General features: G+C 63.2%; 15 protein-coding genes. 7 read left to right on the forward strand and 8 right to left on the reverse strand.

The window, feature by feature from the left end; all coding sequences use genetic code 11:
• The first annotated feature begins 234 nt into the window (after window positions 1-234).
• Both CXQ94_RS14185 and CXQ94_RS14190 read left to right on the forward strand, forming a co-directional pair.
• On the forward strand, window positions 235-912 hold the full coding sequence (locus tag CXQ94_RS14185) for a TetR/AcrR family transcriptional regulator (protein ID WP_181034229.1): 678 nt from the start codon (window positions 235-237) through the stop codon (window positions 910-912).
• Complete coding sequence (locus tag CXQ94_RS14190; protein WP_104091223.1) at window positions 909-2,591, forward strand: MDR family MFS transporter; 1,683 nt, start codon at window positions 909-911, stop codon at window positions 2,589-2,591. The genes CXQ94_RS14185 and CXQ94_RS14190 overlap by 4 nt, the downstream gene beginning before the upstream one ends.
• 178 nt (window positions 2,592-2,769) lie before the next feature.
• On the opposite strand, the gene CXQ94_RS14195 is transcribed toward CXQ94_RS14190, so the two are convergent.
• Complete coding sequence (locus tag CXQ94_RS14195) at window positions 2,770-3,243, reverse strand: NUDIX domain-containing protein (protein WP_104091224.1); 474 nt, start codon at window positions 3,241-3,243, stop codon at window positions 2,770-2,772.
• 23 nt (window positions 3,244-3,266) lie between these two features.
• Complete coding sequence (locus CXQ94_RS14200; RefSeq protein ID WP_104091225.1) at window positions 3,267-4,790, reverse strand: CitMHS family transporter; 1,524 nt, start codon at window positions 4,788-4,790, stop codon at window positions 3,267-3,269.
• Between the two features lie 175 nt (window positions 4,791-4,965).
• Between CXQ94_RS14200 and CXQ94_RS14205 the strand changes: the two genes are divergently transcribed.
• Entirely contained in the window at window positions 4,966-6,705 is a 1,740-nt protein-coding gene (locus CXQ94_RS14205; RefSeq protein WP_258067088.1) for a sensor histidine kinase, read from the forward strand.
• Window positions 6,702-7,364: a response regulator gene (locus CXQ94_RS14210; protein ID WP_104091226.1), complete on the forward strand. Its 663-nt coding sequence runs from the start codon at window positions 6,702-6,704 to the stop codon at window positions 7,362-7,364. Before CXQ94_RS14205 ends, CXQ94_RS14210 begins: the two co-directional genes overlap by 4 nt.
• Before the next feature lie 12 nt (window positions 7,365-7,376).
• On the opposite strand, the gene CXQ94_RS14215 is transcribed toward CXQ94_RS14210, so the two are convergent.
• Window positions 7,377-7,886, reverse strand: coding sequence for an A24 family peptidase (locus CXQ94_RS14215; protein WP_104091227.1), 510 nt, complete (start codon window positions 7,884-7,886; stop codon window positions 7,377-7,379).
• Window positions 7,887-7,954: 68 nt separating this feature from the next.
• Between CXQ94_RS14215 and CXQ94_RS14220 the strand changes: the two genes are divergently transcribed.
• A complete protein-coding gene (locus tag CXQ94_RS14220) occupies window positions 7,955-8,746 on the forward strand; it encodes a hypothetical protein (RefSeq protein WP_104091228.1) in 792 nt (263 codons plus the stop codon).
• 71 nt (window positions 8,747-8,817) lie between these two features.
• Here CXQ94_RS14220 and CXQ94_RS14225 read toward each other — a convergent pair whose 3' ends face one another.
• Window positions 8,818-10,149, reverse strand: a complete 1,332-nt coding sequence (locus CXQ94_RS14225; protein WP_258067102.1) for a PhoH family protein — start codon at window positions 10,147-10,149, stop codon at window positions 8,818-8,820.
• Window positions 10,150-10,380: 231 nt separating this feature from the next.
• Entirely contained in the window at window positions 10,381-11,163 is a 783-nt protein-coding gene (locus tag CXQ94_RS14230) for an isoprenyl transferase (protein WP_181034230.1), read from the reverse strand.
• Window positions 11,164-11,319: 156 nt separating this feature from the next.
• Between CXQ94_RS14230 and CXQ94_RS14235 the strand changes: the two genes are divergently transcribed.
• Together CXQ94_RS14235 and CXQ94_RS14240 are read left to right on the forward strand one after the other, a co-directional pair.
• Entirely contained in the window at window positions 11,320-11,967 is a 648-nt protein-coding gene (locus CXQ94_RS14235) for a hemolysin III family protein (protein WP_104091230.1), read from the forward strand.
• Window positions 11,960-12,559, forward strand: a complete 600-nt coding sequence (locus CXQ94_RS14240) for a GNAT family N-acetyltransferase (RefSeq protein WP_104091231.1) — start codon at window positions 11,960-11,962, stop codon at window positions 12,557-12,559. The genes CXQ94_RS14235 and CXQ94_RS14240 overlap by 8 nt, the downstream gene beginning before the upstream one ends.
• On the opposite strand, the gene CXQ94_RS14245 is transcribed toward CXQ94_RS14240, so the two are convergent.
• From CXQ94_RS14245 to CXQ94_RS14255, 3 genes are read right to left on the reverse strand one after another with little or no spacing between them, the layout of a single operon-like run.
• Window positions 12,556-13,764, reverse strand: a complete 1,209-nt coding sequence (locus CXQ94_RS14245) for an ABC transporter permease (protein WP_104091232.1) — start codon at window positions 13,762-13,764, stop codon at window positions 12,556-12,558. The genes CXQ94_RS14240 and CXQ94_RS14245 overlap by 4 nt on opposite strands.
• Window positions 13,761-14,525 (reverse strand): ABC transporter ATP-binding protein, encoded by a 765-nt coding sequence (locus tag CXQ94_RS14250; RefSeq protein WP_104091233.1) that lies wholly within the window; start codon window positions 14,523-14,525, stop codon window positions 13,761-13,763. Before CXQ94_RS14250 ends, CXQ94_RS14245 begins: the two co-directional genes overlap by 4 nt.
• Window positions 14,526-14,527: 2 nt before the next feature.
• On the reverse strand, window positions 14,528-15,544 hold the full coding sequence (locus tag CXQ94_RS14255; protein WP_104091234.1) for an efflux RND transporter periplasmic adaptor subunit: 1,017 nt from the start codon (window positions 15,542-15,544) through the stop codon (window positions 14,528-14,530).
• Window positions 15,545-15,596: the final 52 nt, after the last annotated feature.

Consider the following 15,596-nt stretch of genomic DNA (forward strand, 5'->3'; position numbering starts at 1 on the left):
CCAACGGTTCGGCGGGTGGTCTTCCTTAGGGAGGCCACCCGCCGTCGTCGTCCCCTCTACTTCACTTATGCGCAGGGCCGAACCCCTAGCGTTGCGCAGCGAGTCCACTGGCGCATCACCCCCATCGCCGCTTTGCGCATAAGGTAAGCGGCCCGACGCACTTCCAGCCTGAGTGATTAACTTCACTCTTGCAACATTTTGCACTCTGAGATAAATAGTGCAAACTTTTACTTTGTGACTGAAAGTGCAAAATCTTGTGCCTCGCATGGACTGCGGGCACGTAAACGCGAAGCAACCAGGTCCGCCATTACGACGGCGGCCCGGCTCGCGACTGCCCAAAAAGGCCTCAACGGCTTCACCATTGAGCAATTGTGCGAAGAAGTCGGCATCTCCCGCCGCACCTTTTTCAACTATTTCCCGTCCAAGGAAGACGCCATCGTGGGCCACCTCCTGGACGAGTTCCCCGCCGATGCCATGGCCACGTTCCTGGCTGGCGGCAGCTCCGAGTCCGGGGCGGAGCGCGGACCAAATGGGCTCACCACCACCTTGCTGGGCGATTTGTTCGAGCTCACCTGCGCCATGGCGGACGAGCTGAACTTCACCAGGGAACACCTCCACGACCTCATCGCCGCCATGAAGATGGAACCGCAGCTCATGATGAAAATGATGGGCAGCGCCGAAACCCGCGAACATGAGTTCGCCGCCATCATCGCCCAGCGCGAGGGCCTGCCCATGGAAGCCCCTGTTGCACTCCTGGCGGCGAGCGTCTTCGGCTCCATGAGCCGGCGCTCCAGTCAAACTTTCTTCTCGGAGCAAAACACCCGCTCCTACCGCGAAATCCTGGCCGACAATCTCACCTCGGTCCATCAATTCTTTGTTTTCTCAAAGCTGACCATCGAAGGGACTCCATGAGTACCGCCATCAAAGCAGGGCAACCCCTCCTGCTGACCCAGAAAAGAATCTGGATCATCTTCTCCGCACTCATTGCGGGCATGCTGCTCTCCAGCCTCGACCAGACCATCGTCTCCACCGCCATGCCCACCATCGTGGGCAAGCTCGGCGGCGTGGAGCACCAGACGTGGATCACCACCGCCTACTTGCTGGCCACCACCATTGTGATGCCCATTTACGGCAAGTTGGGCGACGTACTTGGCCGTAGGAACCTGTTCCTGGCCGCCATTGCCATCTTCACCCTCGCCTCGATCGGCTGCGCTTTCGCCACAGACTTCTGGGGCTTCGTCATCTTCCGCGCCATCCAGGGTCTCGGTGGCGGTGGTTTGATGATCCTCTCGCAGGCCATCATCGCCGACATCGTCCCGGCCAATGACCGCGGCAAGTACATGGGCCCCCTGGGCGCCATCTTCGGCCTCTCCGCCGTTGCAGGCCCCCTGCTGGGTGGCTACTTTGTGGACCACCTGACCTGGGAATGGGCCTTCTACATCAACATCCCGATCGGCATTGCAGCCTTCATCGTTGCGTTCTTCGCGTTGACGCTGCCGTCCAAGAAGGTGACCAAGAAGATCGACGTCATGGGCGTGGTGTTCTTGTCCATCGCCACCACCTGCCTGATCTTCTTCACCGACTTTGGTGGCAAGGCCGACGGCTGGACCTCGCTGACCACCTGGGCGTGGGGCGCGGGCCTGATTGCCGCCGTCGCACTCTTCATCTTCACCGAATCCCGTGCCGCAGATCCCATCATCCCGCTGTCCCTGTTCAAGAACCCGATCTTCCTGAACTCCACGGCCATCGGTTTTGTGCTGGGCATGGGCATGTTCGCCGCCCTCGCGTTTGTGCCGACGTTCCTGCAAATGTCATCCGGCACCTCAGCCGCTGAATCCGGCCTGCTCATGCTGCCGATGATGGTTGGCCTGATGGGTACCTCCATCTGGTCCGGTATCCGCATGTCCAAGACCGGCAAGTACAAGGCGTTCCCGATCATTGGCTCGGTGCTGACCATCGTGGCCATGCTGTGGATGACCACGCTGTCCGCCGAAACCCCCATCTGGGTCATCTGTGCGCAACTGTTTGTGTTTGGTGCGGGCCTTGGCTTCATCATGCAAATTGTGGTCATCGTGGTGCAGAACTCGGTGCCGGCTGCCCAGCTTGGTACGGCCACCAGTACCAACAACTACTTCCGCGAAGTGGGTTCGGCCCTGGGCGTGGCTGTGTTTGGTGCCATGTTCACCACCCGCCTGGCGGACTCCCTCAAGGAGGTGTTCACTGCCAGTGGCGCTTCACCGGAACAAGCCGGCAGTGCCATGTCCAGCTTGGATCCGCAGGCCCTGCATCAGCTGCCGCAGGTCATCCAGGACGGCATCATCAACGCTTACGCCGATTCCCTGGCGCCGGTGTTCTGGTACCTGATCCCGTTCATGGTGATCGCTCTGGTGCTGGCCATCTTCATGAAGGTCATCCCGTTGTCGGACACTTCCGGCATGGTGGCCCGTGGGGAAGCCATTGGCGGCGAGGAGGCCGAGCGCCTCGAAGCCGAGCGCCTCGCTGGCACCACCTCGGAGGCGAATGCCGACGACACGGAGCAAGAAGGCACGGACACCTTGTTGCTGACGAAGGAAGACCCGGAACAAAAGTAGCCGGATAGCCTCAAGGCGCGTGCCGCCGTCGTACTTCACGTTCGACGGCGGCACGCGCCTTTTGCGTTAACTCCCCGACCGCTTCGTGCGGCAAGGGACGGCGCTGGCGCATTCGGCCGGCGGTAGACGGCCGTCCTAATGCGCCAGCGCCGTCCCTTTTCGCTAGTGGCCCCCGGGCCTACTCGCGCTGGAAGTGGGTTTCGCCGTCGAAGGCAAGTGCGCGCTGGATGCAGGCCAAGTGTCCGGGGCGAAGGGGCGGCAGCTCATCGAGGGCGAACCAGCCCACTGCAAGGGATTCGTCATCATTCACACACGCCGTTCCGCTGACGTGACGGGCGATGAACTCGATGTTCAAAAAGTCGCAGACATCGCCGTTGGGGAAGGTGACAGGGCCGACGGCGGCAATGCCCAGCAGGTGCTCAATCCTTGCCACCACTGCCGTTTCCTCGAAGATTTCGCGCAACATGCCGGGTCCGGGCTCCTCCCCCGGCTCCAGGATGCCGGTGATCAGTGCCCAACCTCCGGTATCCGAGCGTTCACCCAGCAGCACCCGGCCGTCGGCGTCGAACACCACCCCGCGCACGCCCGGCAGCCACAGGGGGTCGTGGCCGATCTTCTTGCGGAGGTTGACGATGAATTCCGGTGATCCCATGCCCCCAGCCTATCCGCGCACCATCATCCCCAGGGGACGACGCCGATCCCGATGGCCACAGCCAGCATGACAAGGGAAACCACCACGGCGCGCCACAGGGTTTTCTTGTGGTGGTCGCCCAGCTCCACCCGCGACAGTGAAACCAGCAACAAGATGGCCGGCACCAAGGGGCTTTGCATGTGCACGGGCTGTCCTGCAATGGAGGCGCGGGCCATGGCTGCCGGGTCGATCCCAAAGTGGGCGGCCGTCTCACTCAGGACCGGCAGCACGCCAAAGTAGAAGGCGTCATTGCTCATGAAGAACGTCATGGGGATGCTCAGTAGGCCCGTGATGACCGCCATGTACGGGCCCATCGAAGTGGGGATGACGCTGACCAGCCAGGCGGCCATGGCGTCCACCATGCCGGTGCCGCTAAGGACACCTGTCAACACGGCCGCGGCCATGACCATCGATACCACAGCGACGATGCTGCCGGCATGGGAGACAAGGGCCTTGACGTTGGGGAAGTTCACAATCAGTGCCACGGCAGAGCCCACCATGAACACGTAGGGCAGCGGCAGGATGTCCATGCCCAGGACCACCATGACGGTCACTGTGAGGGCAAGGTTGAACCAAAACAGCCGGGGCCGCAGTGTGGCCCGGTTCGGATCAAGCTGGGAATCGGCGAGGCTCGCATTGACGGTGTCGGCTTCGCTTTCCGCAACGGCGAGCACCTGTGCGTCGAACCTGGCTTGGGCTGCGGAGCGGGGCCTGCCCACAGTCAACGCGGATCCGCCACTGCCCACGGCGGCCAACACTCCGCCGTCGTGACCGGACGGCGCGCTACCGCTCGGACCGGCTGGCGCGCTACCGGTCGGACCGGCATTGCCGCCGCTCGCGGGAACGGCAGTGCCGGCGTCGTTCTTGGCTTCCCCACTCCAAAGGTTCCCGGCCAGGGCCAGGCGCCGGCGTTCGCGAACGCCCAGGTGCCAGGCAAAGAAGAAAATGACGATCATGCCGGCCACCAGAGACGGGATCATGGGGACAAACACTTCGCTCGGGCTGACCTTGAGCGCCGCGGCCGCACGAGCCGTGGGACCTCCCCAGGGGAGGATGTTCATGGTGCCGTTGGCCAGGCCAGCCACACATGTCAGCACCACCGGGCTCAATCCCAGGCGCAGGTAGATCGGCAGCATGGCCGCGGTAGTCAGGATGAAGGTGGTGGAGCCGTCACCGTCGAGGGATACGACGGCGGCCAGGACCGCAGTGCCGACTACAACCTTTGCCGGGTCGTTGCCCAGCGTCCGCAGGATCAGCTTTACAAGCGGGTCAAACAGCCCGACGTCGATCATCATGCCGAAGAAGATGATCGCAAACATCAGCAGGGCGGCCGTGGAGGTCAGACTCTTCATGGAGTCCATGACCATGTCACCGAGGCCAAGACCGGCTCCCGTAAACAGACCGAAAATGGTGGGCACCACGATCAGCGCCACCACGGGGGTTAATTTCTTTGTCATGACCAGTGTCATGAACACCGCTATCATGGCAAAGCCAAGGATGACCAACATAAGAACTCCTTTGTACTTAGGGCCGCAAACGTGAGCCTCACCCATCAAGTTATAGTGATCTGAATCACGAATCGGGTTAAGTCCACTTGACCCAAGTAGTGCCCGTTGAACACGTTTAGCCCATAAAACCCACCAGGCCCCGGCGCTCGTGGCATCGAAGCAGAGGAGACCGTCGTTGAAGCAGGCACGCTCCACTCCACGGCTGCGCTTTTCCACGCGTGTCCTGCTGGTGCAGATGGCCGTGGTGTTTGCCGTCGTGCTTGTCACTGCTGGCACGTTCGCGGCACTCACCTACCAGTGGTTGGGTGAGCAGGACGAGGCGCGCGCCTTGACCGTGGCGCGTGCAGTGGCCTCCTCGGAAGATGTGCGCGGCGAAACCGCAGCCCTTGCCGCCGCACCCGAATCATCGCTGACGCCGGCGAGCCTGGCCACCGGGCCTCTGCAACGGAACGCGGAGTCGGTTCGGGCACGCACGGGCGCGTTTTTCGTCGTTGTCACGGACGACGCCGGGCTGCGCCTTGCCCATCCTAATCCGGCCATGTTGGGGCAAAAGGTGTCCACCGACCCCTCGGTGGCCCTGGCTGGCGGCGAATCAACTTCACAGGAGCACGGCACGCTGGGCAGCTCGGTACGGGCCAAGGTTCCAGTCTTTGCACCGGGCTCGAGCACCACCGTGGTGGGTGAAGTAGTGGTGGGCTTCTCCAGCGACGACGTCCTTGCCGGCATGCTGCGCAACATTGTTCCGGTGGCACTCATTGCGGGGGCGTCCCTGGCCCTTGCGGCGCTGGCCTCGGCCTTGCTGGGCGCACGCCTCCGTCGGCTCACCCTCGGCCTTGAACCGGAGGAGATTGCCGGTCTTGCGCAGGACCAGGAGGCGGTGTTGCGCGGCGTTGACGAAGGCGTGATCGGGGTGACTGAACGTGGCACCATCACCGTTTTCAACGACGGCGCCCGCCGGCTGCTGGCGCCTGGTTCCGGCGTCGACTTTGGCGGCCTTGCCCTTGCGGACAGCGGCTTACCGGGGTTCCTTGCCGCAGCGGGCTACCCGTCGGAGGCCGAATATGGCCCGTCCGAGCATGTGATGAGCGACAGGGTGGTCATTGTCACCGCCCGTCCCGTGAGAATTGAGCGCAACAGCCCCGGCGCGCGCCCGTTGGGGCGGGTCATCATGGTCCGCGACCGCACCGAGGTCCAGGCCCTGACCCGGCAGCTGGACGCCGTGAATGCGCTGGGCACGGCGTTGCGTGCCCAGCGGCATGAGTTCGCGAACCGGCTGCACACGGTGGCGGGCCTGCTGGACATCAATCAGCCGGCCGAGGCCCGCGACTATGTTGCCGCGATCATGGATAACGGCCCGCTGCAGTACCCGGCCCGGGATCTTGGCATGCTCAAGGACCCGTATCTGGAGGCATTCATCGGGGCCAAGAGCATCGAGGCCCACGAACGCGGCGTCGAGCTGCGGATTGGTTCGGATACCTTGATCCGCGGCCGCATCACAGACCCCCAGGACGTGACCGCCGTGCTGGGAAACCTCGTGGACAACGCCATTCGTGCCGCGGTTTCCGGGGAATCCACCCTGCGGTGGGTTGAAGTGGAACTCTTGGATGAACACACCGGCGACGGCGGTACGCTCCACTTGGTGGTGGCGGACTCCGGCGACGGGCTGCCCCGTTCACCAGGCACCGACATCCGCGAGCGCATATTTTCCCAGGGCTTCTCCACAGCCCAGGAAGCAGCGCCGGATCCGGCGGCCGGCCACGGGGTGGGGCTGGCCCTGATCAGGCATCTCGCCCGTCGTCGCGGAGGGGACGTGTGGGTGTCCGACGACGGCTCCCCCGGCACCCACGGGGCCGTGTTGTGCGCCCGGCTGCCCGGGGTAGTGTCGCTGGGGACCAATGACGAGGAGGAACCATGACCGCGGACCTGCGCGTCTTGATTATTGAGGACGATTTCCATGTGGGCCGGCTGCATGCCAGCTTTGTCGACGGCGTTCCCGGCTTCCGGGCTCTGCCCCCGGCCCCGACGGGTGCGCAGGGACTCAAGGCGGTCCATGCGGAACAGCCGGACCTGGTGCTCATGGACGTCTACCTGCCTGACGCATCCGGACTAGACCTGCTGGGCAACATCGACGTGGACACCATGATGCTCAGCGCCGCCTCGGACCCCGGGTCGATCCGTACGGCGCTGCGGCGGGGCGCTCTGGCCTATCTGGTCAAGCCCTTTGCCGCCGCCGAGTTGCAGGCCAGGTTGCGCGGTTACGCCCGGTATCGCCGGCTGCTGGCCGAATCGGGAACCATGACCCAGGCCCGGCTCGAAACAGCGTGGCAGGCGCTGCACCCGGGCGAGTCCGGCGCGGGCGCCAAAGCAGGAACTGCCACCGAATCCGCCGTCATGGCGGCGCTGGCCACCCGCGGCGAGCAGTCAACCGCGGAGGTCGCCCAGGCCGTGGGTATTTCCCGCACCACAGCCCAACGCTATCTCTCCTCCCTCGCCGACGACGGCGCCATCACCATCTCCCTGCGCTACGGCACAACGGGGCGGCCCGAACACCGCTACAGCGTCTCGGCACGCTGAGGAAGGGTCCGTTCAGACCGGAATCAAAAGCATCGTGGCTAGGGCACCAGCTAGCATGGACGGCCCGAACGGTATGCGAGACTTGGCGGTGCCTCGACGGCTCAGGATCAGGGCCAGGCCCCACAACCCACCGGCTACAAAGCCCGCCGCGCCACCTATCAGCACGTGATTCCAGCTCAAAAAACCCAGATAGATGCCCAGCACGCCCGCAAGTTTGACGTCGCCGAATCCCATGCCTGCCGGATACACCGCCCAAAGAATCCAGTACAGGGCGCCCAGCGCCACGGCCCCACCCACCAACCGCAACAGGTGTGCGGGGTTCCCCGCCAGCAGCACACTGCTTGCCAATAAGCTGCCGGCCACGGCGTAGGCGGGGAGCACATAGCGGTTCGGCAGGGTATGCGTGCGAATGTCGATCATGCTCAGCGTCACTGCCAGGTAGAAAAGGTAAAGGCACGCCACCATGGCGCAGTAGAACGCGAGGGGGCTCTGTTCCCACAAATCCGCCAGTTGCGTCACCATAAGGTGATGCTACGCCCCAGCGCAGCCCAACAGGGTGATATTGCCTGCCCCAAGCGTAAGCTGTGGATATGAATGGCCAAGCGATCACCGCGGACACCTTTCGCCACCTCTGCCGGTCGTCGCCGTGGCGTTGGCAAAGCCTGCGCTTTGAACTACACCGGGGCGTTTCCACAGTGGAACAAGAGTCTCGCGAGCAACAGGGCAAGCCTGCCCCGAACGCGGAGCTGATGGCCATGAAATGCTGGGTCCGGCGACCCGGGGCGCTACGCGTCGAGACGATCGATGGCAGGCTTCTGGCCTCCACCACCAAGATCAACAACTCCAAAGACACTCTGTTCATCAGCGGCAACCGCAAGCCCTGGATGTTGCCGCCGGCCATGACGAATCCGGTCAAGGACGGCCAAGGGTTCGTCGTGCGCCGCCCCGAGGCCCTGTACGGTGAACCGGCCTATGGGTCCGGGAGATTTGCCGCCGCACTTGACCCTGTGGAGCTGGCAGGCGAGCGCCCGGTTCCGCTCGAAAAACCGTATGCCAACGTGGCCGAAATTGAGAACATCACCGAGGTGCAACATCACGGGCGCACCGCTATCCAGGCCGTGCTGACCGCCAACCACAGCTATGTTCCGCTTTTCCCGGCGGCCCCTTTGCTCTACCCCGGGCGCACGGTGGTGCGAATTGATGTGGAAACTGCCGTGTGTGTGGCCAGCCAGTCGCTGGACGGCGACACCGCCGGCGCCGGACACTCAATGATCCTGCTCGGCATTGACGAATACATGCTTGATGACCTTTTCGAAGAGGTCAGCATGGGTCTGACAGACGTGCGGGCCCACATCCCCTGGGATCTGGGCCCGGCGTCGTAACCGAGCTCCGCGAACGGGCAGTAGTTGTTGATGTCCGCGGCAAACATCAACAACTACTGCCCGTTCGGTGCTCAGATTTCCGCGCGTTCCAACATTTCGGTGACCAGGGCTGCGATGGGTGAACGCTCGGAGCGGGTGAGGGTGACGTGGCCAAAGAGCGGGTGCCCCTTAAGGGTCTCGACGACGGCGGCGATCCCGTCATGGCGGCCCACCCGGAGGTTGTCGCGTTGGGCCACGTCATGGGTGAGTACGATCTTGGAGTTTTGCCCGATCCGGCTCATGACCGTCAGCAGTACGTTCTTTTCCAAGGACTGTGCCTCATCGACAATGACAAAGGAATCGTGCAGGGAGCGGCCCCGGATATGGGTCAGCGGCAGCACCTCCAGAAGCCCGCGCTCCATGATCTCGTCCATGACCCGCTCGGAAACCACTGAACCTAACGTGTCAAAGACGGCCTGCGCCCATGGGTTCATCTTCTCGCTCTCCGAACCCGGCAGGTAGCCCAGCTCCTGTCCACCCACCGCGTACAGCGGACGGAACACCACCACCTTGCGGTGTTCATTGCGTTCGAGTACCGCTTCAAGACCGGCGCAAAGAGCCAGCGCGCTCTTGCCGGTACCGGCGCGGCCGCCGAGCGAGACGATGCCAACTTCCGGGTTCATGAGCAGGTCCAGGGCCAGGCGTTGTTCGGCAGATCGGCCGTGCAGCCCAAACACCTCCCTGTCGCCCCTGACCAGCCGCACCTGCTGATCGGCACCCACCCGGCCCAGGGCGGAGCTGCGGTTACTTGTCAGTACCAGCCCCGTGTTGGTCGGCAGCACGGCGGCTTCGGGAACCAGCACCGGTTCCTGGTTGTACAGGGCGGCCATCTCGTCGTCGCTGAGCTCGACTTCAGCCACACCCGTCCAGCCGGAGTCCTTGACCAGCTCGTTGCGATATTCGTCGGCGATCAACCCCATGGCTGATGCCTTCACTCGCATGGGCACATCTTTGGAGACCACCACCACGTTGCATCCCTCATTAGCCAGGTTCTTGGCGACGGCCAGGATGCGGGAGTCATTGTCGGTGCCGCGGATGCCCGCTGGAAGCACCTGCGCGGAGACGTGGTTCAGCTCCACACGCAAGGATCCACCGTTCTCACCCAACGGGATGGGCGCACTCAATCCCCCATGCTTTTCACGGAGTTCATCCAGGAGCCGCAGGGCTGTGCGAGCAAAGTAGCCCAACTCGGGATCGTGGCGCTTGGCTTCCAGCTCGGAAATGACAACTATCGGCACAATGACCTCATGCTCGGCGAACCGCAGAATGGCGCGTGGATCCGAGAGCAGAACGGAGGTATCAATCACGTAGCTGCGCAATTCCTGCCCCACGGGCGAGTGCTGTGAATGCTGTTCGAGTTTCATTGTCTCAACCATGCCGACTCCAGCCTTCCGGGCCTGAACTCGACCCGGAGATCAATAGGTGCGGCGGGCGGGGATGCCCGGCCGTTACTGCCCAAGCTACGCCGTGGTCCGGGCCTGCTGGGGAAACGGCGCGCGAGAAGCACGTTACGGGGACGTTAACTTTTGGTGCCGGCCTTTTTGCCACGCCGGGTGGGGGCGCAAGTCCGACGCCGGTGACTCTGGCAGGCGCTGTTAGCTGCCGAAACGCCGGCTGCGGCCGGCGTAGTCGCGCAGGGCGCGCAGGAAATCGATCTTACGGAAAGCGGGCCAGAGGGCCTCGCAGAAGTAAAACTCGCTGTAGGCGCTTTGCCACATGAGGAATCCCGAGAGGCGTTGCTCGCCCGAGGTGCGAATGACGAGGTCGGGGTCGGGCTGGCCGCGAGTGTAAAGGAACTTTGAGATGTCATCCACGCTGAGGGTCTCGGCGACCTCTTCCATGGTGCGCCCGGCGCTGCCTGCGTCGCGCAAGAGTTCGCGAACGGCGTCCACAATCTCCCTGCGGCCGCCGTAGCCGATGGCCATGTTCACGTGAATGCGTTCCTTGGCGGGCACGCGGGTAGTCAGCGTGGAGAGGCGCTCGGCCAGGTAGTCCGGCAGCAGTTCCGGGGCGCCCATGGCGTGGACGCTGATGTCGGCGTCGGCGTCGAGCAGGTCAAGGGTGTTGGCGATGATGCCCATGAGCTCATCCAACTCTTCGGTGGACCGGCTCATGTTGTCGGTGGAGAGCATGTACAAGGTCACCACCTTGATGCCGAGGTCCTGGCACCATCCCAGGAATTCCAGGATCTTATCCGCCCCTGCCTGATGGCCTTGGCCTGTGGGTGCGTTGAATTGCTTGGCCCAGCGGCGGTTTCCGTCAACCATGACGCCGATATGGCCCGGGACGCTTTTGGCATCCAAGGACTTGCTGAGGCTTCGTTCGTAATAGCTGTACAGGAATTTGGGCATCCGCACCGGGCCGGGCAGCAACTTCATGAGGGTGCACCATGCCTTTACGAATTGTGGCCAACCGGCCGGGGAAACTTGCTTAACCTAGATTACCTGCCCGGTGCCCGAGATTTTCGCCAAGCCCCCACACAAAGTGATGTTACCCGCTAGTAGCCTAGTGGCTTCGGCGTTATGATGTGGAACATGACAAGCTCCCTCACCGCCGACGTCAAGCCCAGCTGGCGGGGATGGTTGCACGCCGTTGCCGCACCATTTGTTTTGATTGCCGGAGCGATTCTCGTCTTCTTGGCGCCGGGTGCCACAGCCAAAGTGACAACGCTTATCTACACGGTTACTGGTGTACTCCTTTTTAGTACAAGCGCGCTATATCATCGCGTGGATTGGCAACCCAAGACTAAAAGATTGCTGAAGCGCCTCGACCACAGCAACATCATGCTTGTCATTGCCGGCTCCTACACGCCGCTCTCCGCCCTGATGCTGCCTCGGCCCACAGCCACCTTGTTGTTGTGGCTCATTTGGTCCGGCGCGGTGGCGGGGGTGCTGTTCCGCGTCATGTGGGTGGGTGCCCCGCGCTGGCTGTATGTTCCCATCTATGTCCTGTTGGGTGTGACCGCACTGTTCTTCATCCCGGAATTTTGGGCGGCGGATCCACTTGCCACGGTCCTGATCTGCCTGGGCGGGGCCTTCTACATTGCCGGCGCCGTCATCTACGGCATCAAGAAGCCAAACTTCAGTGCCCGGCATTTTGGCTTCCATGAACTGTTCCATGCACTGACGGTGGCAGGGTTCGCCACCCATTTTGTAGCAGTGGTGCTGGTCGTCTTTGGCTAACAACTTCACCTCAGGCGTTTACGAGAGCTTTTCCGGTTGCGCCACTCCAGCGCTGTGGCGCCGAGTCTCCGAGCTGTTCGTCCAGGTCTTTGCCGCTGAGCCCTACGGTGAAGACCCTGAGGAACTTCGCCAGATAGAGGTCTGGGGACCGGCTCAGCTTGCCCTAGCCGGCGGACAGCTGGTCACCTGCTCGCATCAAGAGCAACTTCTCGGGTTTGCCTTGGCGCACAGCCTGCACGGCGATCAATCATGGCAGAAAATTCTCACGGCCGTCCTCGGCGCCACTGATTCCGTGAGAACCGGCGACTCCTCTCCGCTCCCCGCAGACCCGCGGGAAATCCTTATTCTTCAGGAATTGGCTGTCGCACCGGCAGCCCGCGGCCAGGGCATTGCAAAGTCGGCCCTAGCTGCCGTCTTTGCTGGCCGAGCGGAAACCCACGCCGTACTCGGCGTCTACGGTCAAGCCGCAAACGCACGGCAAATGTACCTGCGCTGGGGTTTCACCGAACTGGGCACCTTTCAAGGTCAGGACAGTGCAGTGAAACTGCACGTCATGCACCGCCAACTTCCCTGGACAGCCGGACCGGGCTAGAACCTGATGGCGTCGATGACCTTGACCCGGATCGCCACCAGTGCCGGGATGGCGCCTGCGAGCGCGCCCACCAGCACTGCTGCCCCGAGCCCCAGCAGGGCCGCTTCAACGGGGAATGCCGGGTAGACGTCCAGGCCGGGCGCCACCTTCGATTCAACGAACGGGTTCTTCACCACGGCCACGGCCAGCATCACGCCCAGCGCGCCGGCCACCGTGGTGCCCACTACCGACTCCATCATGACGCCGGTGAAGATCCGCCCGGACGTGGCGCCGAAGCTGCGGCGGATGCCAATCTCCCGCACCCTGTAGCGGACGGTCACCATGGAAACATTGAGTAGCCCGACGGCACCGAGGAGCAAAATCAGCGCCGCGATTCCGGAAACCATCAGTTGGATCATGGCAAACGGGTCCCCGTAGGCGGCGTAGTCGCTGCGGTACACGTTCACCATGGTGCCGGGCAACTGTGCCTGTACATCAGGTCCCAGTACGCTCACCAGCTGCTCGGCCATGCCTGCCGGCGCCCAAATTCGCAGGTCCTGGCCCGCCCCTCCACCGTCCATCTGGCCAATACCCACAGCCTGTGCCGCTTCCGTGAGGATGAACGCCTGTGGCATGGCCTGTGGGTACGGGTCGGGCATCACACCGATGATGACAGCCGTGGAATTCACCTTTCCCAAAACCTGCACCTGCGGCTGTGTGGTGAGGTTCGGCCGTCCGGCGGCAGCATAGAAAGCTTCATTGACGACGACGGCGGGAGCCAGCCTGTCGGCGTCGTTCGCGGCGAACCAGCCTCCCTGGGTAACGTCCACCCGGTGAATGGCACCGTACTGCGGATCAACCACTTTCAATTCAACGTTTTGGACACCGTTGGGAAACTGAAATCTGCCCTGGGTTTGCATGAATCGTGTGGCATGGCTGAACCCGTACCGCTCCACCACGGCGTCCAATACCCGGGAGGTCTTGGCGGAATCCGCGGCACCTTGGCCCGTGGGGTCGGAGTAGACGGACACCGTGATGGTGGCTTCGCGGCCGCCGTCGCGTTCGGAGTTCATCCGCATGCCTTCCCTGGCCAGGTTCCCCACGCCCACCACGGAGGTGAGGACGGCGACGGACAGGGCCACACCGATGAGGGCAAGCAAGACTCGGGTTTTGTGGATGCGCAGCTCCGACCAGGCCTCCACCATGGCGGAGATCAGCGCCGTCATGGCTGGACTCCGACGGCGACGAGCTGGTCCGTGGCTGACAGCACGCCCGCGTCCAGCCGATACCGGGTGCGGGCACGGGCGGCCACGTTGAGGTCGTGGGTGATGGTAACAAGGGCCGCCCCCGACTCGGTGGCGATGGTGTCCAGGAGCTCCATGACGGCCTGCCCCGTCTCCACATCCAATGCTCCGGTGGGTTCATCGGCAAGGATCAGCCGCGGTCGGCGTACCAGTGCGCGTGCAATGGCCACACGCTGCTGCTCGCCACCGGAAAGCATATGAGGTTGGGTGGCCGCCCGGGCGGCGAGCCCCACCCGTTCCAGCATTTCCATGCCCAGTTCGTTGCGTCGCCAAAATTCCCGCCTTCCCCCGTACATCAAAGGGGTCACCACGTTCTCCAGCGCGGTCCGCCCGGGGAGCAGGTTGAACTGTTGGAAGACAAAACCGATGCTTGAGCCTCGGAGTTTGGCCCTAGCATTGTTGCGGAGCTTGTCCACGGGTCTTCCGTCAAAAACCATGGTCCCGCTGCTGGGGATATCCAGCAGCCCCAGGATGTTCAGCAGCGTCGACTTCCCGCAACCTGAGCGCCCAACAATGGCGGTATGGTCACCCACGCGGACTTGCAGGTCGATGCCGCGCAGGATGTGCAGCTTCTCGTCGTCGGGCAGGATCACCGTTCGGGTGACATCGACCAGGTCAACCAGTGGGGTCCCTGCGGCGGCGCTGTCCAAGACTGGCTCGGGGCGTGGAGTGTCATGGCCCATGCTCAGCCGCCCATCGGCGAAAAGCCGCCCATTTGGCCCGGTTGGACTACTGCGTCCACGCCAGGAACAAATTCCAGGACGAGCTCGCCCTCGGCCAGGCCGGATGCGATCTCGACCTTTTCCCCGTCGTTCAGGCCCAGCACTACTTTGCGTTCCTCGGGTGTTGTGCTTCCTGCCCCTCCAGAGACCCACACGACACCGTTTTGCACGGTGCCCTTAACCGCGGTCAAGGGCAGCGTCAGAACATTCGCTGCTTCACCCGCTGTCAAGGTAATTGTTGCCCCGAGCCCGGCAAAGACCGCCGTGCCTGCTGGCACCGCGCAACTGACTTGCCCTGTTCCGGTGGCCGCCGCAGGGCCCGCACCCATGGGGCCTGGTGCCGCGGCGCCGACGCCGGTACCGGCCCCGGTGTCGTTTGCGGCGGCTGGGACATTGCTGAGCTGGACGTCTTTGCAGTCAAATGGTGCCGGGCCGTTGGTGATGGTTCCGCTGGCAGTGGCCGGTTTACCCAGGAGCCGGAACTGTTGGGCGGTTGTCAGCGATCCTGTGATGGTGAACGTTCCCGGCGCGATTGCTCCGGCGGCATCTCCCACACTGACTTCTTGATTCATCAGGACGGTGAAAGTTTCCAGGGTGCCAGCTGCTGGTGCCACCACGTTGGTGTAGGTGTAGACCGGTGCCGGCTGCTGGAGAGATGACGTCCCGGACGTATCTTCCCCACTGGTAGCGGCAGGGTTTTTACTCAAGAGCGGGCTAGCTGGAGCATCGGCGATGACCTCGCTGCGGACCTGAAAGATCTTGTCCCCCGCGGCAAGCTGGGCCCCCTTCTCCACGAAGAAGTGCACCACCTTCCCGGCGGCAGTGGCGCGCAGGGGCACCGCGGGGTCGTTTTGAACCGTGCCCGGCAGCTCCACCGTGTTGGTGACTGTCGCCCGGGCGGGCGCAATGGTGGGAGCCTCGATCCGAGCCTGCGGCTCTAGTGAATCGGTGTCGTTCTTGATCCCGTCGATGAAAGCCATTTTTACCAAGGCGATGGCTATTAAGCCAAAAATTAGTAGCCATGCAATAGGA

Origin of the sequence: Arthrobacter sp. GMC3 (assembly GCF_002929305.1) — a bacterium.
GTDB lineage: Bacteria > Actinomycetota > Actinomycetes > Actinomycetales > Micrococcaceae > Specibacter.